The organism is Paraburkholderia gardini (genome assembly GCF_907164575.1).
Lineage (GTDB): Bacteria > Pseudomonadota > Gammaproteobacteria > Burkholderiales > Burkholderiaceae > Paraburkholderia > Paraburkholderia gardini.
This window is the reverse complement of the sequence record NZ_CAJQYY010000005.1, coordinates 113,973-138,745: the sequence shown is the minus strand read 5'-3', so window position 1 is coordinate 138,745 and position 24,773 is coordinate 113,973. Positions and strand designations below refer to the sequence as shown.

The window sequence follows — 24,773 nt, the reverse complement described above, 5'->3', positions numbered from 1 at the left end:
CGCAAAAACGGCGTAACGTCGCGGCTGTGGCAAATGGTTCTAACGGACCCTTGAAGAAAGTACCTTCAACGTACCCAACGGAGACAGGATCATGGCAAAACTCGTCGTGCTTTACAAAAATCCGGCCGACAAGGCGGCGTTCGACGCGCATTACGAATCGACCCACGTGCCCCTCGCGAAGAAGATTCCCGGGCTGCAGAAATACGAAATCAGCACCGGGCCGGTCAAGCTGCTGGGCGGCGAGTCGCCGTATTACCTGATCGCCGTGCTGCACTTCGCATCGAGCGAGGCGTTGATGCAGGGACTCGGCACGCCGGAAGGCAAGGCCGCGGCCGGCGATCTCGGCAACTTCGCGCAGGCCGGCGCGGAACTGCTGGTCATGGACTCGAAGGAAGTCTGAGCCGCGCGGGGTGCCAGGCAAAGGCCGCCGTCGCGCGCTATCCTGCGAAGTCGACGTGTGGCCGGCCCCGTTCTGAACGGTTTGACAGGCGGCTCGAACCGGCGCCAGCCGGCTTGAGGGACAGGATTTCCCGGCCCGCGAAAAACGCGGGCAGCCGTGGCCAGCACGTTGGAACCTGTATAAATATACAGTATAGTGTGCAATCGAAGCCCGCCTCGCCAGGAGCGTCGCGTGGCTGGGCGCACTTCCATTCGCGGCGGCGCAGGCAGGCCGCGGCACTGGCTAAACTCATTCAGACGGACAGATAAATTGTCATCTAATGGTACGAACCGCGGAACGATCCGCATCCGCGGCGCACGTCAGCACAATCTCAAGAACCTCGACCTCGACCTGCACACCGGCGAAATGACCGTCGTGACCGGACCATCCGGTTCGGGCAAGTCGAGCCTCGTGTTCGATACGTTGTATGCGGAAGGCCAGCGGCGCTACGTCGAGACGTTCAGCGCCTACGCACGGCAGTTCCTCGACCGCATGGACCGCCCGCAGGTGGACCGGGTCGACGGCGTGCCGCCCGCCATCGCGATCGACCAGACCAATCCGGTGCGCAGCTCGCGCTCGACGGTCGGCACGATGACCGAACTCAACGACCATCTGAAGCTGCTGTACGCGCGCGGCGCCGAACTCTTCGATCGCGTGACGGCACAGCCGGTGCGGCACGACACGCCGGAAACCGTCTACGCCGATCTGATGGCGCGCACGGCGGGCACCGATCCGCGGCTGGCGGTCACGTTTCCGGTGGAACTGCCGGAAACCGCGACGCAGGTCGAAGTCGAGCAGTGGCTCTCGGCAAGCGGCTACACGCGTGTGCAGGCGCAGCGCGATGTGGTGTCGCCCACGGGCGCACGCAAGGTGCTGGATGTCGTCGCCGACCGTTTCCGCCTGCACCAGACGGAGAAGGTGCGGGCGCTGGAAGCCATCGAGGCGTCGCTCAAACGCGGCGCCGGGCGCGTGAACGTGTACGTGCTGCCGCAGGTGCCGGAAGACAGCGCCGAGCCGCGGATCTGGCGCTTCTCGACCGGGCTGCACAACCCGGATAGCGATCTGCGTTACGCCGATCCGCAGCCGGCGCTGTTCTCGTTCAACTCGGCGTATGGCGCGTGCGAAACGTGTCGCGGTTTTGGCCGGGTGATCGGCGTCGATCTGGGCCTCGTGATTCCCGACGGGCGCAAGACGCTGCGCGGCGGCGCGATCAAGCCGATGCAGACGCCGGCGTGGAAGGAATGCCAGGACGACCTGATGCGCTACGCCGCGAAGGCGGACATTCCGCGCGATACGGCGTGGTCGTCGCTGTCGCAGGCGCAACGCGACTGGGTGATCGACGGCTCGCCCGACTGGGACGGCAAATGGCAGAGCCAGTGGTACGGCGTGAAGCGCTTCTTCGCGTACCTCGAATCGAAAGCGTACAAGATGCACATCCGCGTGCTGCTGTCGAAATACCGCAGCTACACGCCGTGCGAAACCTGCGGCGGCGCGCGCCTGAAGACGGAATCCCTGCTGTGGCGCCTCGGCACGAAGCCCAACGCGGACGCCGTGCTCGACGCAGCGAACCGCTTCCTGCCGCGCGGCGTCGACTGGTCGCGCGCGCAGCTCGAAGCGCTGCCGGGGCTGACCGTCCACGATCTGATGCTGTTGCCGATCGAGCGCATCCGGCGTTTTTTCGACGACATCACGCTGCCGGGCGTCCTGCTCGACGACGCGCTGAAACTCCTGCTGGCCGAAGTGCGCACGCGCCTCAAATATCTGTGCGACGTGGGTCTCGGTTATCTGACGCTGGATCGCCAGAGCCGCACGCTCTCGGGCGGCGAAGTGCAGCGGATCAACCTGACCACCGCGCTCGGCACGTCGCTTACCAAGACGCTCTTCGTGCTCGACGAGCCGAGCATCGGGCTGCATCCGCGCGACCTGAACCGCATCGTCGAGGCCATGCACCGGCTGCGCGATGCGGGCAATACGCTCGTCGTCGTCGAGCACGACCCTTCGGTAATGCTCGCGGCGGATCGTCTGATCGACATGGGGCCGGGCCCCGGCGAGCGCGGCGGCACGATCATCTACGATGGCACGCCCGACAACATCCGCACGGCGGGCACGCTTACGGGCGAGTACCTCAGCGGGCGCCGGCATGTGGCGGATGCGTCGCGCTGGTCGCGCCGTCCGGTCGAGGCCGGCACGCCGCGCATCGTGCTGGAGGGTGCGCGCGAACATAATCTGCGCGACGTGACGGTCGGGATTCCGCTGCAACGTCTCGTCTGCGTGACGGGCGTGTCCGGTTCGGGCAAGTCGACGCTGTTGCAGGACGTGCTGCATCCCGCGATGGCGCGGCACTTCGGCAAGGCGACGGATTCGCCGGGCGCGTTTCGCAGTCTCGAAGGCGCGGACCGCGTGAGCGATGTCGTGTTCGTCGACCAGTCGCCGATCGGCAAGACGGCGCGCTCGAACCCGGCGAGCTACGTCGGCGCGTTCGACGAAATCCGCAAGCTGTTCGCGAAGGCGCCGCTCGCGGCGCAACGCGGCTACACGGCCGGCACATTCAGCTTCAATTCCGGCGACGGGCGGTGTCCGACCTGCGGCGGCTCCGGCTTCGAACACATCGAGATGCAGTTCCTGAGCGACGTCTATCTGCGTTGCCCGGACTGCGACGGGCGCCGCTATCGCGCCGAAGTGCTCGAAGTGAAGATCGAACGCGGTAACCCGTCGCGCGCGCTCTCCGTCGCGGACGTGCTGGAACTGACGGTGCACGAAGCCACTGAATACTTTGCCGCCGATGCCGAAGTGCTGCGCGTGTTGCAGCCTATCGTCGATGTCGGGCTCGAATACGTGAAGCTCGGCCAGCCGGTGCCGACACTCTCGGGCGGCGAGGCGCAGCGTCTGAAGCTCGCGGGCTTTCTCGCGGAAACGGCGCAGGCGAAGACGCCGCGCGGCGCGAAACAGGCAGCCGCCGCCGCGGGCAAGCTCTTCATGTTCGACGAGCCGACCACGGGCCTGCATTTCGACGACATCGCGAAACTGATGCAGGCATTCGGCAAGCTGCTCGCGGGCGGGCATTCGCTGATCGTGATCGAACACAACCTGGACGTGATCCGCGCGGCCGACTGGATCATCGACCTCGGTCCGGAAGGCGGTGATGGCGGCGGCCGTGTGCTGTGCGCCGGCACGCCGGACGAAGTGAAAGAATGTGAGGAATCGCATACCGGCCGGGCGCTGCTGCAATACGACGAATCGATGGGCGTGGAAGTCGCGCCGGCTTCGCAGGGCGTGCCGCTGCAAACGGCGCTGACGGCGGCGCGCGCGCGTCGTGCGGTGGAAGGCGAGGACGTCGTGCGGATCGTGAACGCGCGCGAGCACAATCTGAAGTCGCTCGACGTCGATATTCCGCATGGCAAGTTCAACGTCGTGACGGGCGTGTCCGGTTCGGGCAAGTCGACGCTCGCGTTCGACATTCTTTTCCACGAAGGCCAGCGCCGTTATCTGGAATCGTTGAACGCGTATGCGCGTTCGATCGTGCAGCCGGCCGGTCGGCCGGAAGTCGATGCGGTCTACGGCATTCCGCCGACGGTCGCGATCGAGCAGCGTCTGTCGCGCGGCGGGCGCAAGAGCACGGTCGCGACGACTTCCGAGGTGTGGCACTTCCTGCGGCTGCTCTACGTCAAGCTTGGGCTGCAGCATTGCATCCACGACGGCACGCCGGTTACCGCGCAGAGCGTCGAATCGATCGCCGCGCAGCTGCTGCGCGATCACAGGGGCCAGCACGTCGGGCTGCTCGCGCCGCTCGTCGTGAACCGCAAGGGCGTCTACACCGATCTCGCGAAATGGGCGAAGGCGCGCGGCAATACGCATCTGCGTGTCGACGGCGAATTCGTGCCGGTCGATCCGTGGCCGAAGCTCGACCGTTTCCGCGAACACACGATCGAACTGCCGGTGGCGGATCTCGTCGTCTCGGCGGATCACGAGGCGCAGCTGCGCCGCGCGCTCGACGACACGCTCGAAGCCGGCAAGGGCGTGATCCATCTGCTCGCGCCGCTCGACGGCCTGCACGCCGCGATGAACGGCAAGGGTGAGACGGGGCATGTCGGCGAAGTGAAGGTGCTGTCGGTGAAGCGCGCGTGTCCGGTGTGCGGCACGAGCTATCCGGAACTCGATCCGCGGATGTTCTCGTACAACAGCAAGCACGGCTGGTGCACGACCTGCGTCGGCACGGGCCTCGCGCTCACGCGCGAACAGCGCGCCGCGTACGACGACACCGTGATCGTCGACGACAATCGCGGTCGCGAGCAGAGCCTGCCTTCGGAAGAGCAGGAACCGGAAGGCGTGGGCGACGAACCGTGCCCGGACTGCAGCGGCACGCGGCTGAACCCGGTCGCGCGCGCGGTGACGTTCGACGGGCAACCCATTGTCGACGTCGCGCGGTGGACGGTGTCGCAGACGCGCCAGTGGGTCGATTCGCTCGAACTCACCGGACGCGATGCGGGCATCGCACGCGATGTCGTCAGCGAGATCGGCAGCCGGTTGCAGTTTCTCGAAGAAGTCGGGCTTGGCTATCTGAGCCTCGATCGTGCGGCGCCGAGCCTGTCGGGCGGCGAGGCGCAACGCATCCGCCTCGCGGCGCAACTCGGCAGCAACCTGCAGGGCGTCTGTTACGTGCTGGATGAACCGACCATCGGCCTGCATCCGCGCGACAACCAGATCCTGCTGAACGCATTGCGCAAGCTCGGCGAGAAGGGCAATACGCTGGTCGTCGTCGAACACGACGAAGACACGATCCGGCGCGCCGATCACATCATCGACATCGGTCCGGGCGCGGGCAAGCGCGGCGGCAATCTCGTCGCGCAGGGCAGCGTGAAGGACCTCGCGGCGCAGGCCGGGTCGCTGACCGGGCAGTTCCTCGCGAATCCGATCACGCATCCGTTGCAGCCGCGCCGTCCCGTTTCGCCCGCCCGCAAAAGCGCCGCGGCGGTGCCGGAGAACTGGCTGACGGTGCACGGCGGCAAGCTGCACAACCTGCAGGACGTGACGGTCGGCATTCCGCTCGCGCGGCTCGTCGCCGTGACGGGCGTGAGCGGCTCCGGCAAATCGACGCTCGCGCGCGACGTGCTGATGGCGAACATGCTCGACGCGGTGGGCCGCTCGGTGCTGTCGTCGCCGGCTACGAAACGTGCGCGCAAGGTCGCGCAGGCCGACGCGCCCGCGAAGCAATCGCGTTCCAGCGTGCTTGCACGCAGCGCGCCGCGGCCGGCGCTGAACGTGACCCACGCGTGGCAGGGTTGCGAATCGATGACCGGCTGGGAAACGATCGACCGCGTGCTCGAAGTCGACCAGACGCCGATCGGCAAGACGCCGCGCTCGTGTCCTGCGACGTACATCGGCGTGTGGGACGCGATCCGGCGTCTTTTCGCCGATACGCTCGAGGCGCGGGCGCGCGGCTATACGGCTTCACGCTTCTCGTTCAACACGGGCGACGGTCGTTGCCCGGCGTGCGAAGGCCAGGGCGTGCGCACGATCGGCATGAGCTTCCTGCCGGATGTGAAAGTGCTGTGCGATGTCTGTCACGGCCAGCGCTTCAATCCCGAGACGCTCGCGGTGACGTGGCGCGGCAAGAACATCGGCGACGTGCTGACCATGGAGATCGACGAAGCCGTCGAGTTCTTCGCGCCGCTGTCGAACATCGCGCATCCGTTGCAGCTGATGAAGGACGTCGGGCTCGGTTATCTCACGCTCGGCCAGCCTTCACCCACGCTCTCTGGTGGGGAGGCGCAGCGCATCAAGCTCGTCACCGAACTGAGCAAGGTGCGCGACGACATCACACGTCGCGGGCAGAAGGCGCCGCATACGCTGTACGTGCTCGATGAACCGACGGTCGGCCTGCATATGGCCGACGTCGCGAAGCTGATTCGCGTGCTGCACCGGCTCGTCGATGCGGGCCATAGCGTGGTGGTGATCGAACACGATCTCGACGTGATCGCCGAAGCCGACTGGATCATCGACCTTGGGCCGGAAGGCGGCGTGGGCGGCGGCACGATCGTCGCGGCGACGCATCCGGAAGGGCTCGTGCAGGTGAAGGCGAGTCACACGGGTCGTGCGCTGGCGCCAGTGCTCGCGCGCGAGCGCAATGATGCGGCCGAGTCTCTTGAGCAGAGCGTGGCGAAGACCGGATAACAGGGGGAGTATGCAAGGCCGCGCAGGCTGGCGGCCGTGTGATTTTAACGCGGCTGTGTCGTGCCGCGTCAGACAGGGTCAGGCGAGCGTCGGGGCCGCATGCGTGAAGCATGCGGCCCCGATGTCTTTACAGCGCGCCCTGTTTCGTCGCGGCGCACGCCGGATCTGCGGCAGCCTTCGCCGAAGCCTTCCCCACAGCACATTCGCGCGCGGCGATCCGCTTGCGCCAGCTCTCGAGGATGGTATCCGCGAGACTGCTGTAATCATGGCCGAAGTGATGCCCGCCGGGCGTCCGTATGACGTTCGCGCCGGTTTTGACGAGCGCCGGGCACAGCGTGTCCTCTTCGTCCTCGCCGTAGATGCACTGCACGATCGCGGGCGGCACCTTCGCTACTTCCGGCATCGCGGGCAGCGCTTCACTGCTGGCCGGCATACCGAGCCAGCCGGTCACGCGGATCTGGAAGTCGGCGTCGTGCGCGAAGCCGAGCAGCGCCATCTGCGAGACCTTCGCGCGCAGCGATTCGGGCAGGCGGTTGTACGCGAACGGCATCACGTCCGCGCCGAACGAATAGCCGATCAGCGCGACGTGTCGGGTATGCCAGCGCGCACCGTACGTCTCCATGATGCGTGCGAGATCGTGACTCGTCTGCTCCGGCGACTTCGTGCTCCAGAAGTAGCGCAGCGCGTCCACGCCCACCACCGAAACGTTTTTCTTTTGCAGCGCTTCGGCAATCGTCTTGTCGAGATCGCGCCAGCCGCCATCGCCGGAAATCACGATTGCAAGCATGTCGGTCGGATGGGCGGCGGGCAATTCGATCAGCGGCAGGTCGGACACGTCCTGCTCGTCCGCTTCGTGCACACGCAGATGCGGGGTGACGAGCGCGACCATCGCGTCGGCTGTCGACGTGTTCGCCGCGAGGCGCCGCACCGGCACCGGCTTGCCGCCGATGGGCGCGGGGGCGTCGACGGCGGCGGTCGTAGTGGCCGCGACTTCGACGAAACCTGGCAGGCCGTTGCCGCGGCTGATCGTCGGATCGGCCGGGCAGGGGTTGAAGCGCGCGTCGAGCTTCGCATCGGGATCGACCGATGCCGCGCCGGAAAGCGTATTCGACGGCGCCGTGGAGATCATCCGCGTGGCAAGCGTGCCGCCTTCGCCGGTGCCCGCGACGACCGGCAGGAAGTAGCGGCTCAACTGCGCTTCGCGCTGCAACTGGTGGCTGATGTTTTCGACGTCGCCCACCAGGTTGTGACAGGTCTCCGGCTGCGGCGCGGCGCTCGCGACGTAGCGCGACGTGTCGACGCCGACAACCATCGCGCCGTCTTTCGCGAGCGCGTCGGCGGCCTGCTGGTCGCTGGCGCGCCAGCCGCTGGCCTTCGAAAACAGCACGACGAAGCCGCGCATCGCACCCGCGGGATGCGTGACCGTGACGTTGCCGAAACGGCCGCCGGATACGGTGGTGACCGGCGCGGCGGCCGTATGGGTGGCAGGGGCAGTCGCGGCAAGCGCATCGGACGATGCGGCAGCAAACAGGCCCGGGGACAATCCCAGGGCCACGGCGATACTCAGTAGTTTCATGAACGCCAGCCTTCGGCGAGAAGTGAGAGGTCGGCGAGGGTCAGCACGACGCCAACCGAACCGGACGCCGCGAGATAACGCGGCTCCCAGGTCGGCTGGAATTTGCTCTTGAAACCCCGCAGACCGCGGAAGTTATAGAAGCGGCAACCGAAACGCCACATCAGACTGGCGATGCGGTGCCACGGTGAAGCGAGCGGCGTCGGGTTCATGCCCGACAGCGGTGCCATGCCGAGGCTCAGGCTGCGGAAATTTTCCTGCTTCAGATGCAGCGCGAGCTTGGTGAACAGATACTCCATCGCATACGGCGACGCATCCGGCGCGTGGCGCATCACGCCCACGGTCGCATCGAGATTCAGGTCGGTCGTCATGAACGTGACGAACGCGACCGGCGTGCCCTGCTGGCGGACCAGCATCACGGATTGCGCGGCGAGGTAGTCGTCGGTGAAGGCGGCCACCGAGAAGCTCTTTTCCTTCGCGGAACGGCTGTCGAGCCACGCATCGGAAATACCGCGCAGCGTCGGCAGCAGATCGGGAACGTGCGGCGGTTCGTACATCTCGACGGCGAGGCCGTCGCGCTCGCCGCGCTTCAACGCATAGCGCAGGTGCGTGCGATGCGAGCCGGCGAGTTCGAAGTCGCTCAGCACGATGCGCGCTTCCTCGCCAAGCTTCATCAGCGAAAGCCCGGCGTCGAGATAGAGCGGCAGGGCGTCGGCGCGCACCTGGTAGAATGCGGCGCGCCCGCCATGCGCATGCGCGAGCGCCATGAATTCGCCGATCAGCTCGACCCATTCCTCGCGCGGTCCGACCGGATCGTGCAGCGCGGCCCACGTGCGGCCGCGCTTCGCGTACATCAGGAACGCCTCGCGCGACTTCGAGAACAGGAAACTCTTGTCGCCCATCAGCGCGAGGCCGGCGTCGCTGCGCTCCTGCGCGCGGACGATTTTCGCGGCGTCGACGAGATCGGGCGCGGGCGGTTTCACGAAGCGTCCCGCGGCCGGACGCAGCAGTTGCCAGAACGCGATGACAGTGGCGAAGAGACACGCGCCGAGCGTCGCGCGCAGCGCGCGCGGGGCGCGTTCGTCGAACGCGAAGTCCCACCAGAGGTCGCGGCTGTACTGCACGTCGCGAAACGCGAAAAACATCACCCACGCCGCGACGATCATCACGATCCCGACCGACACCAGCCAGGTCACGGTAAAGCGCTCGCCGAAGAGCGACGACGAACGGTTGAAGCGGCCGCGCGTCAAGGCGAGCAGCGCGATCAGCACACTCAGCACGCCGGCCTCGCCAAACGCGAGACCCTTGGTCAGCGAAAGCGCGAGGCTTGCGACGGCGAGCAGCATCGTGAGCCACCACGCGGCGTCGAGCCGGCGCAGCAGCCCGCGCGCGACGAACAGCAGCAGCACGCCGAGCAGGCTCGCGAGCAGCTGCGAGCCTTCGAGCACCCACAGCGGCAGCACGGTCTGAAGCAGCGCGAGGCGGCGCGCGAACGCGGGCGTCGCGCCGGAGATCACCAGCATCCCGCCGACCGCGAACGTCACGACGCTCAGAAAGAGCGGCGCAAGCTGCGTGATCTGCTGCGAGTTGCGCGAGGTAAAGCGCGCCTTGAGCGCCCGACCTTCGAAACCGGCGAGGAGCGCCGACGACAGCAGCAGCGGCACGCCGAAGTAGATCACGCGATAGGCGAGCAGCGCCGCGACCATCGCGGGCGTCGGCATGGTGCCGCCGAGCGCGAATACCATCGACGCCTCGAACACGCCCAGACCGCCGGGCGTATGGCCGATCATGCCGAGCAGCATCGCCACCGAGAAAATCGCGATGAAGTGCACAAAGCCGATGTCCGTCTGCGGCAGCAGCGCCCACAGCGCGATACTGGCGGCGGCGACATCGGCGGCGGCGAGCGCGAGCTGCGCGACGAAATCGCGGCGCGCGGGCACGTCGAGCTTGAGCGGGCCGAGCTGGATCTGACGCGCGACCGGCGGGCACGCCGCGATCAGCGCCGCGAAGAGCGCGACGATGACGAGGCCGGTGCAGACCAGCGGCGTGGGCGAAAGATGCGTCATGCGGCTCATCGATCCGGCGGCGTACAGCATGCCGAGGCCCGAAAGCAGCACGAGCGCGAGGCCGAGCGTGACGCTTGTGAACAGTGTGATGCGGCCGACCTGTGCCGGCTTGATGCCTTCGGCGCCATAGATGCGGATGCGCACGGCGCCGCCCGTCAGCGCGCCAAAACCGGTGGCGTTACCGAGCGCCGACGCAACCGTCGCGCCGATCCACAGCACTGGGCGCGACACGCTTGCGCCGATCGAGCGCAGCCCGACCGCATCGCGGGCGACGAGCACGACGTAGCTGGCGGCGGTCGCGGCGAGCGACGTGATGAGCGCCTGCGGCGGCAGATTGCGCAGGCCGCGGATGACGGAGTGATAGTCGACGGTTTTCGACAGATGCTGGAAGACCAGCAGAACGATGGCGCAGACGGCCAGCGCAAGGGCGGGAACGACGACGCGCCGCAGAGGAAGGGATTTCAGCCGCCCGATCCAGATCGGACCGAGGGCGCGCGAGAAGGGGGCGAAGAAGCCCGGTTTCCCCTGGTGCACCGTATCGGTGCGTGCCGACACTTTATTTGAACCGATACTGCTCAATTGCCTGCCCCGTTGAAAGCCATACGTACTATAACGGTCAGGCAGTCAGAAAGTTGACGCGCTTTGAGTCAATCTGGTGCAAATACGCATTAAAGGCGGGAAAGGCGGTGGGGCGCCCGTCCCGCGGACGCCCTCAGTCGTTTATCCGTGCTGTTCGAAATGCCGCTGGATGTCCTTCGCGGCCAGTTTGGAGATGTCGCCGGATATCTCGTCAAAGACGAGCTTGCGTGTCTCATCGGTCATGTGACGGCGCACGAGACCGAGAAACCGGGGCTCGATCGCAAGGCGCAGCCGCTGGAAGCGCTGCTGCAGACGCCCCTGATCCAGATAATCGACGAGCATGCGGGCGAACTGGTCACGCGCGGTGTCGTCGGGGCTGTTCTGGGCGGGTTTCGCGTTCTGGCCCGGTTCGCCGTTGCGCAACGAGGGGTCGCGCGTGCGGGCCTGCGGGTCGGCAAAGCCTTCGATTTCACGCAGGTCGAGCTTGAGTCCGCTGGTTTCGAAAATACGGGCGCGATTGCCGTCCGCGACGACAACCCAGGAAGTCGTGGTCATGCTTTCCTCCTTTCAAGAGCGTGAGGGCGCACGAGGAACAATAGTGCCCCGCGCGCGTGCCTGCCGGGTTTTCGCGAGAGACCGACCCGGGGCGGGGCGCAGCGCGGCGCGGCCCGCAGGCGAATGAAGCGCTCGCTTCAATGCTCGCATGCATGCCGCATCGATCCCGCGCGGCGGCTTCATCGGGGATAACGTTCCTACGCCACGGCCTTTTGCTATTCCGCGTGCGCGCTCCTCGCGCCGCAGGCGCGAATCACCAGCGCGACGACCTGTTCGGTCGCTTCTTCGAATGCCTTCCTTGACAGCGCGCGTTTGCCCGCCAGCGCTTCGATCTGCGCATCGAAATCCGCGTAATGCTGGGTCATCGCCCAGATCATGAAAAGGAACGCACGCGCATCGATGGGGGCAAGCAGCCCGCGCGCGATCCAGTCGTTGATCACGACGACGCGCGTTTCCATCCAGGGTTTCACGCGACCCGACAGGATGTCCTGCATGTGCGTCGCGCCGCGAATGATTTCATTTGCCCATACCTTCGATGCCAGCGGTCGACGTCGCGACAGTTCCATCTTCGCGCGCACGTAACCGCCGATTGCTTCCACCGGATCGTCGCTGCTGTCGAACGTATCGGCGGCGCGGTACCACTCCTCGAAGATGTCGTCGAGCACGCGCCGGTAGAGCGCGAGTTTGGTCGGGAAGTAGTAATGCAGGTTCGCCTTGGGCAGGCCGGCGCGTTCCGCGATCATCGCCGTGCTCGTGCCTTCAAGACCGCGTTCGGCAAACACGGCTTCGGCGCAGGCAAGCAGATGCGCCTCGTTCGTATTGCGGATGTGTGCCTTGCGCCGCCGCATTGGCTTTGCCGCTTCTTCGCTTTCGACGGTCATCGCCGGCGCATCGTCGCTTTTCATCATGGCCTCGTTTGGCGCGCTTGCCGTGTCGCGCCTCATTGTAGTCGCAATGCGGCACGCAAATGCGGCGTGCCGTGCCCATGCGAACGACGTGCCTTACGTCATGTTGCAGCGCAATGGCACGCTTTTCGCTCAGAGAGAAGTCATTGAAATATAGTCGGTAATCGTCTACAACCTGTCCAACTGGACAGGATTGGACGAGCAGGGAAAACACGTAAACAACGGTGTGCGGAAGGTGCACCGCAGACGGGCGCGATGCCCCACGACATGCCGCCGATGCACCGCGTTTGCGTACACAACCCCGCTTTTGAATGACCCGATTCGCTGAGGAGAGAGACTGATGAACGCAGTGACGGAGACAGGACTCGACGTGTCGATCAAGGTGAACGGTCAGCGTCTTTGGGACAGCCTCATGACGATGGCGAAGATCGGCGCAACGCCTAAAGGCGGCGTCTGCCGTCTTGCGCTAACGGATCTCGACCGGGAAGGGCGCGACCTGATCGTGAGCTGGGCAAAGGAGGCGGGCTGCACGGTGAGCGTCGACCAGATGGGCAACGTGTTCATGCGGCGCGCGGGACGCAATCCGTCGGCGCTGCCGGTGATGACAGGCTCGCACGCGGATTCTCAGCCGACGGGCGGCCGCTTCGACGGCATCTACGGTGTGCTTGGCGGCCTCGAAGTGATCCGCAGCCTGAACGACCATGGCATCGAGACCGAGCATCCGGTCGAAGTCGTGATCTGGACCAACGAGGAAGGCTCGCGTTTCGCGCCGGCCATGGTTGCATCGGGTGTATTCGCGGGCGTCTTCACGCTCGACTATGGGCTTTCGCGCAAGGACGTCGACGGCAAGACGATCGGCGAGGAACTCAAACGCATCGGCTACGCGGGCGACGTGCCGTGCGGCGGCAGGCCGGTTCACGCCGCGTTCGAACTGCATATCGAGCAGGGCCCGATTCTCGAAGCGGAGCACAAGACGATTGGCGTCGTGACCGATGCGCAAGGCCAGCGCTGGTACGAGATCGTGTTGACCGGGCAGGAGGCGCATGCGGGGCCGACGCCGATGCCGCGCCGGCGCGATGCATTGCTCGGCGCCTCGCGCGTGGTGGATCTCGTGAATCGCGTTGGGCTGAATCACGCGCCCTTTGGCTGCGCGACGGTCGGCATGATGCAGGTCTATCCGAACTCGCGCAACGTGATTCCCGGACGCGTGTTTTTCACCGTCGATTTTCGTCATCCGGACGACGCCGTGCTGGCGCGGATGGATGCGGAACTGCGTGAGGGCGTCGCGCGCATCGCGGGCGAAATCGGCCTTGAAACGCAGCTCGAACAGATTTTCTACTACAAGCCGGTCGCCTTCGATGCAGCCTGCGTGAAGTCAGTGCGCGCGGCCGCCGAACGCTTCGGCTATCCGAACCGCGACATCGTATCGGGCGCGGGCCATGACGCCTGCTATCTGTCGCAGGTCGCGCCGACCTCGATGGTGTTCGTGCCGTGTGTCGACGGCATCAGTCACAACGAGATCGAGGACGCGACGATCGAATGGATCGAAGCGGGTGCGAACGTGCTGCTGCACGCGATGCTCGAGCGCGCGTGCGAGCCTGCTTCATAGGCCCTGCCTGAACCGCTGCAGCAGACACTCTTTGAAGGCTGTTTCCAGATTTCGACGCTGGCTTTGCTAAAGGCGAAGCCAGCGGGTTCGTGTTGTTTCTCTTGCCGAAGGAACGCGCATGGCTACGAAGGAAACCGGCGATATCGCCGCGGGCCGGCTACAGGCCGACCAGCTCGCGTGTCAGTTCACCGACGTCGCACCCCTGCTTGAACCCGGCGCGGCGGCGATTGCCGCGAGCCGCTGCCACTATTGCTACGACGCGCCGTGTGTGAACGCGTGTCCTACGCAGATCGACATTCCCGGCTTTATCCGCAAGATCGGCAACGGCAATCTTAAAGGCGCCGCGCTCGACATTCTTTCCGCGAATCCTTTAGGCGGCATGTGCGCGCGCGTATGCCCGACCGAAATCCTGTGCGAAGGTGCATGCGTGCGCAACCATCAGGATGCAGACCCCGTCGCGATCGGCGCGTTGCAGCGTCATGCAACCGACTGGGCGATGGCGCGCGATCTCCAGCTCTTCACCCGCGCGGCGGAAACCGGCCGGCATGTGGCGGTCGTCGGTGCGGGTCCGGCGGGTCTTGCGTGTGCGCATCGTCTGGCACTCGACGGTCATCGCGTGACGCTGTTCGACGCGCATTCGAAAGCAGGCGGTCTTAACGAATATGGGATTGCCGCGTACAAGACCGTCGATGAATTCGCGCAAAGGGAAGTCGACTGGCTGCTGTCGGTGGGCGGCATCGAACGGAAGACGGGTATCGCGCTGGGCCGCGACGTGACGCTGGATGCGCTTCGCCAGCAGCACGACGCCGTGTTTCTTGCCGTGGGTCTCGCGGGCGTGAAGGCGTTGCGAATCGAAGGCGAGGCGCTCGAAGGCGTGGAAAACGCGGTCGATTTCATCGCGCGCCTGCGTCAGGCAGACGATCTTTCGACGCTGCCGGTCGGGCGTCGCGTGGTGGTGATCGGCGGCGGCAACACGGCGATCGACGCCGCGGTGCAAAGCCGCAAGCTCGGCGCCGAAAGCGTTTCGATGGTGTACCGGCGCGGCGTCGAGGCGATGGGCGCGACCTGGGCCGAACAGGAATTCGCGCAGACGCAGGGCGTCTCGATCGTGCTGTACGCGCAACCGGTCCGTTTGCTGGGCGACGGCAGCACGGTCACGGGCGTCGAATTCGAGCGCACGCGTGAAGAGGGCGGACGCCTCAGCGGCACCGGCGAGCGCTTCACGATTGCAGCCGACGTCGTGCTGAAGGCCATCGGCCAGACGCTCGTCGCAACCGGGCTCGACGCCGACATCCTGACGACGGACGGCACGCGCATCGCCGTCGATGAAGAACGGCGTACGTCGCTGGAGAACGTCTGGGCAGGCGGCGACTGTGCGGCCACAGGTCTCGATCTGACCGTCCAGGCCGTGCAGGACGGCAAGCTCGCGGCGGCATCGATCAACCGCGTGTTCGCCCGCACGGCGAAACGCGCGGCGTAGCGGGACGAAGCGGAACATAGCAGCACGTTGTACGGAAAGCGCGGGCCTCGACGCTACGCGCAGCGATAAAAAGCGTTTCACCCCACGGAGCCAGATATGGCCGATCTTCGTTGCACCATCGCCAGCATCACGTCGCCGAATCCTTTCTGGCTGGCCTCGGCGCCGCCCACCGACAAGGCTTATAACGTCAATCGCGCCTTCGAGGCGGGTTGGGGCGGCGTCGTATGGAAGACGCTGGGCCTCGACCCGCACGTCGTCAACGTGAGTTCACGCTATGGCGCGGTGCAGTGGAACGGTCAGCGCATCGCTGGCCTGAACAACATCGAACTGATCACCGACCGTCCGCTCGACGAGAACCTGCGCGAGATCGCGCAGGTCAAGCGCGACTGGCCCGATCGCGCGATGATCGTCTCGCTGATGGTGCCGTGCAACGAGCGCGACTGGAAATGGATCCTGCCGCTCGTCGAGGACACCGGCGCCGATGCGGTCGAACTGAACTTCGGCTGTCCGCATGGCATGAGCGAGCGCGGCATGGGCGCGGCGGTGGGGCAGGTGCCGGAATACATCGAGATGGTCACGCGCTGGGTGAAGGAAGGCTCGCGCCTGCCGTGTCTCGTGAAGCTCACGCCGAACATCACCGACATCCGTCTCGGTTCGCGCGCCGCATACAAGGGCGGCGCCGATGGCGTGTCGCTCATCAACACGATCAACTCGATCGTCGCCGTCGATCTCGACGCGATGGCGCCGATGCCGACCGTCGACGGCAAGGGCACGCACGGCGGCTATTGCGGTCCAGCGGTCAAGCCGATCGCGCTGAACATGGTCGCGGAAATCGCACGCGACGCGGAAACGCCGGGCCTGCCGATCTCGGGCATCGGCGGCATCACGACATGGCGCGACGCGGCCGAGTTCATGGTGCTCGGCGCGGGCAGCGTGCAGGTATGCACCGCCGCGATGCACTACGGCTTCCGGATCGTCTCCGATATGGCGGACGGCCTCTCGAACTGGATGGACGAAAAAGGCTACGCGACGCTCGACGACATTCGCGGACGTGCCGTGCCGAACGTCACGGACTGGAAATTCCTGAACCTGAGCTACGACATCAAGGCGCGCATCGACCAGGACAAGTGCATCCAGTGCGGCCTGTGTCACATCGCGTGCGAAGACACCGCGCATCAGGCCATCCTGCGCGAGAAAGACGGCGTGCGTCATTTCGAAGTGGTCGACGCGCAATGCGTCGGGTGCAATCTTTGCATGCATGTGTGTCCGGTCGACCAGTGCATCACGATGGAGCGCGTCGACGCGGGCGCGTATTCGAACTGGACGACGCATCCGAACAATCCTTCCGCGGCGAACGCCAACGCCGCGGCGCAGGAAACCGAAGCACCGGCACCTGTATCCGCACACGCGGTCTGATGGTTGACATGCGCGCTGGACGCATCGCACTGAATGACGCTGCGCCGGCTTTTCGACAATGGGAGAGTCTTCGATGAACCAGTCTGTGGGAACCAGCGATTCGCTACTGCAACCGGCGGCACGCAACAGCTCGCTCTATAACGACGATCTCGCGCCAACCGGCAAATCGCAGCGCACGTGGAAGTGGTATCACTTCGCGGCGCTGTGGGTCGGCATGGTGATGAACATCGCGTCATACATGCTCGCGGCCGGCCTGACGGAGCAGGGCATGTCGCCATGGCAGGCCGTCTCGACGGTGCTGCTCGGCAACCTGATCGTGCTGGTGCCGATGCTGCTGATCGGTCATGCCGGCGCGAAGCACGGCATTCCGTATGCGGTGCTGGTGCGCTCGTCGTTCGGCACGCAGGGCGCGAAACTGCCCGCGCTCCTGCGCGCGATCGTCGCGTGCGGCTGGTATGGCATCCAGACGTGGCTCGGCGGCAGCGCGATCTATGTGCTGCTCAACATTCTCACCGGCAATGCGCTGCACGGCACGCCGCTGCCGTTCATCGACATTTCGATCGGACAGGCCGCGTGTTTTCTCGCGTTCTGGGCGTTGCAGATCTACTTCATCGTCAACGGTACCGATTCGATCCGCTGGCTTGAAAGCTGGTCGGCACCGATCAAGGTCGTGATGTGCATCGCGCTGGTGTGGTGGGCGACATCGAAAGCGGGCGGCGCGGGTTCGATGCTCTCGACGCCTTCGCAGTTCGTCGCCGGCGGCAAGAAGGAAGGCCTCTTCTGGGTCACGTTCTGGCCTGGCCTCACGGCGATGGTCGGTTTCTGGGCCACGCTCGCGCTGAATATTCCCGACTTCACGCGCTTTGCAAGGACGCAGCGCGACCAGATGGTCGGCCAGGCGATCGGCCTGCCGGTGCCGATGGCATTGCTGTCGGTGATCTCGGTGGTGGTCACCTCGGCGACTGTCGTGATCTACGGCAAGGCGATCTGGGACCCGATCGATCTGACGAGCCGCATGACGGGCGTCGGCGTCGGCATCGCGCTCATCATCCTGACGCTTGACACGATGTGCTGCAATCTCGCGGCGAATCTCGTCGGCCCGGCTTACGATTTTTCGAGCCTGTGGCCGAAGGGCATCTCGTACAAGGCCGGCGGCATGATTACCGCGACGATCGCCATCGTGATGATGCCGTGGAAGATTCTCGCCACCACGCAGGGCTATATCTTCACGTGGCTCGTCGGCTATTCGGCGCTGCTCGGGCCGGTGGCCGGCATCATGATGGTCGATTACTTCCTGATTCGCGGCACGCGTCTCGATCATCACGAACTGTTCGACGAAAACGGCGAATATTCGTACACGGGTGGCTGGAATATCGCGGCGGTGGTCGCGTTGATAATCGGCGTGCTGCCGAATCTGCCGGGCTTTCTGCACACGGCGTTTCCCGCGGCTTTTCCGAACGTGCCTGAGATGTTCAACACGCTCTATACGTATGCATGGTTCGTGGGCCTCGCGCTGGCGGCCATCGTCTATGGCGTATGGATGAAACTCGGCAAGCGCGCAAGCCCGCGTATCGCCCGCGCGTGAGCGGGCGGCGGTGATGTATGGCGGTTGAGGGTCAACTGAAGGAGACGGCAGCATGGCAACCCTGATTCGTGGCGGGACGGTAGTCGACGCCAACCAGACTTATCGCGCCGACGTGTTGTGTCATGACAGCGCGGAAGGCGGCACGATCGCGCAGATCGGCGTCGATCTCACGGCGCCCGCCGGCGCGACCGTCATCGATGCCGGCGGGCAGTACGTGATGCCAGGCGGCATCGATCCGCACACGCACATGGAACTGCCGTTCATGGGCACGACCGCCAGCGACGACTTCTATAGCGGCACGGCAGCCGGTCTCGCGGGCGGCACGACGAGCATCATCGACTTCGTGATTCCGTCGCCGCGTCAGCCGTTGATGGCGGCGTTCAACGAATGGCGCGGCTGGGCGGAGAAGGCCGCATCCGATTACGGCTTTCACGTCGCGGTGACATGGTGGGACGAATCGGTGCATCGCGACATGGGCACGCTCGTGCACGAGCACGGTGTATCGAGCTTCAAGCACTTCATGGCCTACAAGAACGCGATCATGGCCGACGACGAAATTCTCGTGAACAGCTTCGCACGCGCGCTCGAACTCGGCGCGCTGCCTACCGTGCACGCGGAAAACGGCGAACTGGTGTTCCAGTTGCAGCGTCAGTTGCTGGCGCGTGGCTTCACGGGACCGGAGGCGCATCCGTTGTCGCGGCCGCCGGAAGTGGAGGGCGAAGCGGCCAATCGCGCGATCCGTATCGCGCAGGTACTCGGCGTGCCGGTGTATATCGTGCACGTGTCGGCGAAAGACGCGCTCGACGCCGTGATCCGCGCGCACAGCGAAGGCCAGCGCGTGTTCGCCGAAGTGCTTGCCGGCCATCTCGTGATCGACGAATCGGTCTATCGCGACACCGACTGGGGACGCGCGGCCGCGCACGTGATGAGCCCGCCGTTTCGCACGAAGGAGCATCGCGATGCGTTATGGCGCGGCCTGCAGGGCGGCCATCTGCACACGACGGCGACGGATCACTGCGTGTTCTGCGCTTCGCAGAAAGCGATGGGACGTGAAGACTTCACGAAGATCCCGAACGGATGCGGCGGCGTCGAGGACCGCATGTCGATTCTCTGGCATCACGGCGTGAACACCGGGCGCCTGACGCCGAACGAGTTCGTGCGCGTGACGTCGACCAACGCCGCGCAGATTTTCAACCTCTATCCGCGCAAGGGCGCGGTCGAAGTGGGCGCCGACGCGGACCTCGTCGTCTGGGACCCACAGGCGACACGCACGATCTCCGTGAAGACGCATCACCAGAACGTCGACTTCAACGTGTTCGAAGGGATGAACGTGCAGGGCGTGGCGACGCATACGCTTTCGCGCGGCTACGTGGCGTGGGCCAACGGCGATCTGCGGGCGCAGCGTGGCGCGGGGCGCTATTTGAAACGGCCGCCGAACCCGGCGTATTTCGAGGCGATCCGGGTTGCCAATCGCCTCAAGGAAGTGGAGCCGGTGGTACGTTGAGCGTGCGCGTATCGCGCGGTACACGGCAGTGAAAACCGGATGTCCATTCAGGGCATCCGGTTTTTTTATGGTGCGAGGAAAACCCGCTACAGCACGGCGCCCGCGGGCGCGAGCGTCGCAACCAGCACGGCGGCGACGGCCTCGATGCCGTCGCGGTCTTCCTCGGTGAAACGGGCGGTTAGCGGGCTGTCGATATCGAGCACGCCAAGCACCGCGCCATCGGGCATCACGAGCGGCACGACCAGTTCCGAGCGCGATGCCGAATCGCACGCAATATGACCGGAGAACGCCTGGACGTCCGGTACGAGTTGCGTCTCGCGGGTTTGCGCGGCGGTGCCGCATACGCCGCGACCCATCGCGATACGCACGCAGGCGGGCTTGCCCTGAAACGGCCCGACGACGAGTTCGCCTTCGACGAGAAAATAGAAGCCTGCCCAGTTCACATCCGGCATCGCGTTAAAGAGCAGCGCGGAAAGATTCGCGGCGTTGGCGACGAGATTCGTTTCACCGGCGAGGAGACCGCGCGCCTGCGCAGTCAGCTCGATATAGAACTCGCGTTTTGGCAACGCGGCGGAGACGGTTCCCTGAAACATGATCGTATGTCCTGCGTGGTCGGTGCATGAAAGGCGCCGGGCCGCATTTGCGCGACCGGGCCTGTGATTCTCCCACCTTTGGCGCGATCCTGCCGCGCACCGCGACAGCGCCGTGCATGGCACTGTTTTCCTCGCGTCTGTAAGCATTCTGGACCGCCTGCCACGCGTTTGTCCGCCGACGCCTACAATATTCCTGCACGCCTTCACGCATCGGGGCGTCGTCACGTTTCGCGCGTTCCGGCTGCAGCGCGATCAACTGCACGTGCGACGCGCAAAAGGACGTTCATGGATCATCTCGAATCGCTGCGTGTCTTCTGCACCGTGGTCGAAGTTCGCAGTTTCACGCGTGCGGCGCAGGTCCACGGTCTTTCGACGCCCGCTATTTCGCGCTCGGTGAGCGAACTCGAATCCCGCATGGGTGTACGCCTCTTTCATCGTTCGACGCGGCATATCTCCACAACCGAAGTCGCCGAACAGTTTTTCAAGGGCTGTTCGCGCCTCCTCGCGGAACTCGACGTGCTGGAAGCGCAGGCGCGCCACGGCGTCAGCGAGCCGACGGGCGTGCTGAGAGTCGTGGCGCACACGACAGTCACCGTGAATCTGCTCGTGCCGCTGATAGCCGGATTCAAGAAGCAATATCCGACGGTGCATCTCGATCTCACGCTGAGCGAGCGGCCCGTCGATCTGATCGAAGAGGGCTACGATCTCGGCATTCTGCTGCCGTTCATGCTGACGACCGACCAGATGATCACGCGCCCGCTGACGCGCATCGCGATGGTCGTGGTGACATCGCCCGACTATCTGAAGACGCACCCGCGCCCCGACACACCGGACGATCTCGCGCGGCACGAATTCGTCGCGCTGTCGCCGTCGATCCAGGGTTTGCCGCTGCGTTTCCGGCGCGGCGATGAAGAGACGTCGGTCGATCTGAACGTCGAGATATCGACGAACAACGCGACGTTGCGCAAGGAGATGGTGCTGCACGGATTCGGGCTTGGCGCGTTGCCGCGCTCGCTGGTCGAAGACGAACTGCGCGACGGCCGGCTCGTGCCTTTGCTGGAAAACTACGAACTGGTCGACAGCGACATCGAGTTGCGGCTGGCATACAGCAACCGCAAGTTCATGCCCGCCAAGGTGCGTGCCTTCGTCGACTACGCGATGGCCTTTTACGACGTCGCGCCCGTTGAGGATGCAGCGCAGGGCGAACCCGCACGCTAGCCGTCCGGCAGCGGTGCTGTGGCCAGATCGAAACCGGGGCGGGCCCGGTTTGTATTCCGGCATGAATCATCCCGACGCTTCGGGCTTCCACAATTTTTGTTTCGTGATACGTTTCACCGCGAAAAGCAAGACGCTGGCACAATTTAGGGTCTCAATGCACCGCGATCGCTTTATAACCAGAAGAAATATTGATCTCCTTCGAAATGCTTTGTGGAAATAAGGCCCGTTTGCTACAGTCCGCTGCGCACTTCGGACCGGTAGCATCGCCAACACGCAATGCACGTTCAGGCTGGACACACAACACCAAGAGGACTATTTGATGAAATCGATTCGTTCCATTCTGCTGATCGGCCTGCTGCAGGCAGTTGTCGCAACGTCGGCGTTCGCTGCCGACGAACTCGCGCAGATCAAGTCGGCCGGTGTCTTCAAGATCGGTACGGAAGGCACGTACGCACCGTTCACGTTCCATGACGCATCGAACCAGCTGACGGGCTTCGACGTCGAGATCGGCCGCGCGATCGCGCAGCGGCTCGGCGTGAAGGCGGAATTCATCGAAGGCAAGTGGGACGGCCTGATCGCCGGCCTCGACGCGAACCGTTACGATGCCGTCATCAACGAAGTGTCGATCACCGATGCGCGCAAGGCGAAATACGATTTCTCGAGCCCGTACATCACGTCGCATGCGGCGCTGATCGTGCGCTCGGATAACACCACCATCAAGACGTTCGACGACCTGAAGGGCAAGAAATCGGCGAATACGCTGACCAGCAACTTCGGCAAGATCGCGCTCGCGCATGGCGCGGATGTGGTCGCCGTGCAGGGCTTCAACGAATCGGTCGATCTGCTGACGTCGGGCCGCGTCGATGCGACGGTGAACGACTCGCTGTCGTACCTCGACTTCAAGAAGCACAAGCCAGACGCGAAGGTGAAGATCGTCGCGCTGGACAATACCGACAGCGACCAGTCGGGCGTCCTGATCCGCAAGGGTAGTCCGGAACTGCAGGCCGCCATCAACAAGGCACTCGCCGACATGAAGGCCGACGGAACCTACGACAAGATCTCGATCAAGTACTTCGGCAAGGACGTATCGAAGTAATGCCCGAGAATCCTGAGAATCCTGAGAACCCTGGGAAGCGGGCCTGAATCATGCCGGCATGGCTGCATTTGATGGGTGGGTCGCTCTGGCCCCTGCTGTACGCGGGGCTGGTGTTTACCGTGCCGCTCACCCTGATTTCCTTCGTGCTGGGTCTGGCGCTGGCGTTCGCCGTCGCGCTGATCCGGCTTTTCGGACCCGGCTGGGCCGTCGCCATCGTGCGGTTCTACGTCTGGCTGATTCGCGGTTCGCCGTTGCTCGTGCAACTGTTCGTGATCTTCTACGGGCTGCCGAATGTCGGGATCGTGCTCGATCCGTTGACGGCGGCCATCATCGGTTTTTCGCTGAACGTCGGCGCCTACAATTCCGAGGTGATCCGCGGCGTCATCGAATCGATCCCGAAAGGGCAGTGGGAAGCCGCCTATTCGATGGGGATGACGCGCGGCCAGGCGCTGCGTCGCGCGATCCTGCCGCAGGCGGCGCGCGTGGCACTGCCGCCGCTGTCGAACTCGTTCATCGCGCTCGTGAAAGACACGTCGCTAGCCGCCGTGCTGACCGTGCCGGAAATTTTCCAGGCTGCGCAGCGCATCGCGTCGGTCACGTATGAGCCGCTCATTCTGTACTCGGAAGCGGCGTTGATCTATCTGGTGTTCAGTTCGGTGCTGTCGTCGGCGCAGGTCAGGCTCGAACGACGCTTCGGGCGCCACGCGCTTTTCACGGGTGGTAACGGATGATCAAGCTGCAGAAAATCGAAAAGTACTTTGGCGATCACCGGGTGTTGAACGCGGTCGATCTTTCGCTCGCCCAGGGCAACGTCACGGCGCTGATCGGTCCGTCCGGCAGCGGCAAGAGCACACTCCTGCGCTGTGTGAACCTGCTGGAGATTCCCGAAGCCGGCACGCTCGAACTCGGCGACCAGCGGCTCGAATTCAGCCGCACGGAAAAACCCTCGCGCGACGCGGTGCTCGCGATCCGTCGGCGTACCGGCATGGTGTTCCAGAATTTCCAGCTGTTTCCGCATCGCACGGTCATCGAAAACGTGATGGAAGGGCTCATCACCGTGCAGAAGTGGGACGTCGCGCGCGCACGCACGCGGGCGCACGAACTGCTGACGAAAGTCGGCATCGCCCACAAATCGGACGCGTGGCCTTCGACGCTCTCCGGCGGCCAGCAGCAGCGCGTCGCGATTGCGCGGGCGCTGGCGCCTTCGCCGGACGTGCTGCTGTGCGACGAGCCGACCTCGGCGCTCGATCCAGGGCTCGCCGCGGAAGTCGTCGACGTGCTGCGCCAGCTTGCGAAGGAAGGCATGACGATGCTGATGGCGACGCACGACCTGCGGCTTGCCGCATCGATCGCGCGCGACGTCGTGTTCCTGACCGACGGCGCGGTGGTCGAATCGGGTCCGGCGCGCGACATCTTCACGCGCCCGGGGCGGCCGGAAACCGCCAGCTTCGTGTCCACACTCACGCAAAAGCTGCCGGACAGCTGGGACGACTGATCCCGGCTTCGAAGCGCGGAGGCAGCAGGTGAACGAGACGGTCGCGACGTTCCGCCTGCCGGCGGCCGCGCACGCGATTTCCATCGTCTACACTGGATGAGTCGATCCACGATATCGAAGGAGTCGAGCATGTCGCGATCATCCCGGCTGTTGTCATCTGTCGTTTTCGTCGCGCTGTGCGCGGCGACAGGACCGGTTGTTGCACAGGGACTTTCCGTGCCCGACGATCTGAGTCTGCCGGTCAACAATCCGAAGCTCATGCCGAAGGCGCCGCTGGGCAGCGAATATCCGTCGCACGGAAACCAGCAGGCCGGTGAGATGAACCTGAATCCGACCGATCCGCGCGCGCAACTCGTCAACGGTTTGCCGAACAATACGCAGGCCGGTGGCTACGGTTCACCGCTCGCGGGTGTGCGCACTTACGTGCAGCCGGCGGGGCAGTGACGTAGTGATGTAGCGACGAAGCGCGGTTCATATCCACGCAGGCGG

Annotated in this window: 17 protein-coding genes; 12 read left to right on the top strand and 5 right to left on the bottom strand. The window is 64.9% G+C overall.

The window, feature by feature from the left end:
- Positions 1-91: 91 nt before the first annotated feature.
- The gene (locus tag LPA34_RS05960) at positions 92-400 is read left to right on the top strand and encodes an EthD family reductase (RefSeq protein ID WP_228975955.1); all 309 of its coding nucleotides are present in this window, start codon (positions 92-94) and stop codon (positions 398-400) included.
- 309 nt (positions 401-709) lie between these two features.
- On the top strand, positions 710-6,610 hold the full coding sequence (gene uvrA / locus LPA34_RS05955) for an excinuclease ABC subunit UvrA (RefSeq protein WP_228975953.1): 5,901 nt from the start codon (positions 710-712) through the stop codon (positions 6,608-6,610).
- A gap of 127 nt (positions 6,611-6,737) precedes the next feature.
- Here the strand turns inward: uvrA and LPA34_RS05950 are convergent, their stop codons facing one another.
- The 4 genes from LPA34_RS05950 to LPA34_RS05935 form a co-directional block, all read right to left on the bottom strand.
- Positions 6,738-8,159 carry a virulence factor family protein gene (locus LPA34_RS05950; RefSeq protein WP_411178821.1) on the bottom strand — a complete coding sequence of 474 codons (1,422 nt, stop codon included), beginning with the start codon at positions 8,157-8,159 and terminating at the stop codon, positions 6,738-6,740.
- A 23-nt stretch (positions 8,160-8,182) separates the two neighbouring features.
- Positions 8,183-10,729 (bottom strand): bifunctional lysylphosphatidylglycerol flippase/synthetase MprF, encoded by a 2,547-nt coding sequence (mprF, locus tag LPA34_RS05945; protein WP_228976111.1) that lies wholly within the window; start codon positions 10,727-10,729, stop codon positions 8,183-8,185.
- A 240-nt stretch (positions 10,730-10,969) separates the two neighbouring features.
- Positions 10,970-11,383, bottom strand: a complete 414-nt coding sequence (locus tag LPA34_RS05940) for a host attachment protein (RefSeq protein WP_228975949.1) — start codon at positions 11,381-11,383, stop codon at positions 10,970-10,972.
- Positions 11,384-11,598: 215 nt separating this feature from the next.
- Positions 11,599-12,288, bottom strand: coding sequence for a TetR/AcrR family transcriptional regulator (locus LPA34_RS05935; protein ID WP_228976110.1), 690 nt, complete (start codon positions 12,286-12,288; stop codon positions 11,599-11,601).
- A 340-nt stretch (positions 12,289-12,628) separates the two neighbouring features.
- Between LPA34_RS05935 and LPA34_RS05930 the strand changes: the two genes are divergently transcribed.
- From LPA34_RS05930 to hydA, 5 genes are all read left to right on the top strand, one after another.
- Positions 12,629-13,897, top strand: coding sequence for a Zn-dependent hydrolase (locus LPA34_RS05930; RefSeq protein ID WP_228975946.1), 1,269 nt, complete (start codon positions 12,629-12,631; stop codon positions 13,895-13,897).
- Positions 13,898-14,015: 118 nt separating this feature from the next.
- Entirely contained in the window at positions 14,016-15,377 is a 1,362-nt protein-coding gene (locus tag LPA34_RS05925; RefSeq protein ID WP_228975944.1) for an NAD(P)-dependent oxidoreductase, read from the top strand.
- Positions 15,378-15,473: 96 nt separating this feature from the next.
- The gene (gene preA, locus LPA34_RS05920; RefSeq protein WP_228975942.1) at positions 15,474-16,793 is read left to right on the top strand and encodes an NAD-dependent dihydropyrimidine dehydrogenase subunit PreA; all 1,320 of its coding nucleotides are present in this window, start codon (positions 15,474-15,476) and stop codon (positions 16,791-16,793) included.
- Positions 16,794-16,866: 73 nt separating this feature from the next.
- A complete protein-coding gene (locus tag LPA34_RS05915; protein WP_228975940.1) occupies positions 16,867-18,378 on the top strand; it encodes an NCS1 family nucleobase:cation symporter-1 in 1,512 nt (503 codons plus the stop codon).
- Positions 18,379-18,430: 52 nt separating this feature from the next.
- Positions 18,431-19,882 carry a dihydropyrimidinase gene (hydA, locus tag LPA34_RS05910; RefSeq protein WP_228975939.1) on the top strand — a complete coding sequence of 484 codons (1,452 nt, stop codon included), beginning with the start codon at positions 18,431-18,433 and terminating at the stop codon, positions 19,880-19,882.
- Positions 19,883-19,968: 86 nt separating this feature from the next.
- Here the strand turns inward: hydA and LPA34_RS05905 are convergent, their stop codons facing one another.
- Positions 19,969-20,475 (bottom strand): GAF domain-containing protein, encoded by a 507-nt coding sequence (locus LPA34_RS05905; protein ID WP_228975937.1) that lies wholly within the window; start codon positions 20,473-20,475, stop codon positions 19,969-19,971.
- A 285-nt stretch (positions 20,476-20,760) separates the two neighbouring features.
- Here LPA34_RS05905 and LPA34_RS05900 point away from each other — a divergent pair, with 285 nt between their 5' ends.
- The 5 genes from LPA34_RS05900 to LPA34_RS05880 all read left to right on the top strand — a co-directional run bounded on the left by LPA34_RS05900 (position 20,761) and on the right by LPA34_RS05880 (position 24,728).
- Positions 20,761-21,693, top strand: coding sequence for a LysR family transcriptional regulator (locus LPA34_RS05900; RefSeq protein ID WP_228975935.1), 933 nt, complete (start codon positions 20,761-20,763; stop codon positions 21,691-21,693).
- 319 nt (positions 21,694-22,012) lie between these two features.
- Complete coding sequence (locus LPA34_RS05895; protein WP_228975934.1) at positions 22,013-22,789, top strand: amino acid ABC transporter substrate-binding protein; 777 nt, start codon at positions 22,013-22,015, stop codon at positions 22,787-22,789.
- 50 nt (positions 22,790-22,839) lie between these two features.
- A complete protein-coding gene (locus LPA34_RS05890) occupies positions 22,840-23,520 on the top strand; it encodes an amino acid ABC transporter permease (RefSeq protein ID WP_228975931.1) in 681 nt (226 codons plus the stop codon).
- Positions 23,517-24,284 (top strand): amino acid ABC transporter ATP-binding protein, encoded by a 768-nt coding sequence (locus tag LPA34_RS05885; protein WP_228975929.1) that lies wholly within the window; start codon positions 23,517-23,519, stop codon positions 24,282-24,284. Before LPA34_RS05890 ends, LPA34_RS05885 begins: the two co-directional genes overlap by 4 nt.
- Positions 24,285-24,413: 129 nt before the next feature.
- Positions 24,414-24,728 (top strand): hypothetical protein, encoded by a 315-nt coding sequence (locus LPA34_RS05880; protein WP_228975927.1) that lies wholly within the window; start codon positions 24,414-24,416, stop codon positions 24,726-24,728.
- Positions 24,729-24,773: the final 45 nt, after the last annotated feature.

What these genes read in the sequence shown, in the direction of transcription:
- LPA34_RS05960 (WP_228975955.1), top strand. Translation starts at nt 92, where the DNA reads ATGGCAAAACTCGTCGTGCTTTACAAAAATCCGGCCGACAAGGCGGCG.
- LPA34_RS05940 (WP_228975949.1), bottom strand. Translation starts at nt 11,383, where the DNA reads ATGACCACGACTTCCTGGGTTGTCGTCGCGGACGGCAATCGCGCCCGT.
- LPA34_RS05935 (WP_228976110.1), bottom strand. Translation starts at nt 12,288, where the DNA reads ATGAAAAGCGACGATGCGCCGGCGATGACCGTCGAAAGCGAAGAAGCG.
- LPA34_RS05930 (WP_228975946.1), top strand. Translation starts at nt 12,629, where the DNA reads ATGAACGCAGTGACGGAGACAGGACTCGACGTGTCGATCAAGGTGAAC.
- LPA34_RS05925 (WP_228975944.1), top strand. Translation starts at nt 14,016, where the DNA reads ATGGCTACGAAGGAAACCGGCGATATCGCCGCGGGCCGGCTACAGGCC.
- preA (WP_228975942.1), top strand. Translation starts at nt 15,474, where the DNA reads ATGGCCGATCTTCGTTGCACCATCGCCAGCATCACGTCGCCGAATCCT.
- LPA34_RS05915 (WP_228975940.1), top strand. Translation starts at nt 16,867, where the DNA reads ATGAACCAGTCTGTGGGAACCAGCGATTCGCTACTGCAACCGGCGGCA.
- hydA (WP_228975939.1), top strand. Translation starts at nt 18,431, where the DNA reads ATGGCAACCCTGATTCGTGGCGGGACGGTAGTCGACGCCAACCAGACT.
- LPA34_RS05905 (WP_228975937.1), bottom strand. Translation starts at nt 20,475, where the DNA reads ATGTTTCAGGGAACCGTCTCCGCCGCGTTGCCAAAACGCGAGTTCTAT.
- LPA34_RS05900 (WP_228975935.1), top strand. Translation starts at nt 20,761, where the DNA reads ATGGATCATCTCGAATCGCTGCGTGTCTTCTGCACCGTGGTCGAAGTT.
- LPA34_RS05895 (WP_228975934.1), top strand. Translation starts at nt 22,013, where the DNA reads ATGAAATCGATTCGTTCCATTCTGCTGATCGGCCTGCTGCAGGCAGTT.
- LPA34_RS05890 (WP_228975931.1), top strand. Translation starts at nt 22,840, where the DNA reads ATGCCGGCATGGCTGCATTTGATGGGTGGGTCGCTCTGGCCCCTGCTG.
- LPA34_RS05885 (WP_228975929.1), top strand. Translation starts at nt 23,517, where the DNA reads ATGATCAAGCTGCAGAAAATCGAAAAGTACTTTGGCGATCACCGGGTG.
- LPA34_RS05880 (WP_228975927.1), top strand. Translation starts at nt 24,414, where the DNA reads ATGTCGCGATCATCCCGGCTGTTGTCATCTGTCGTTTTCGTCGCGCTG.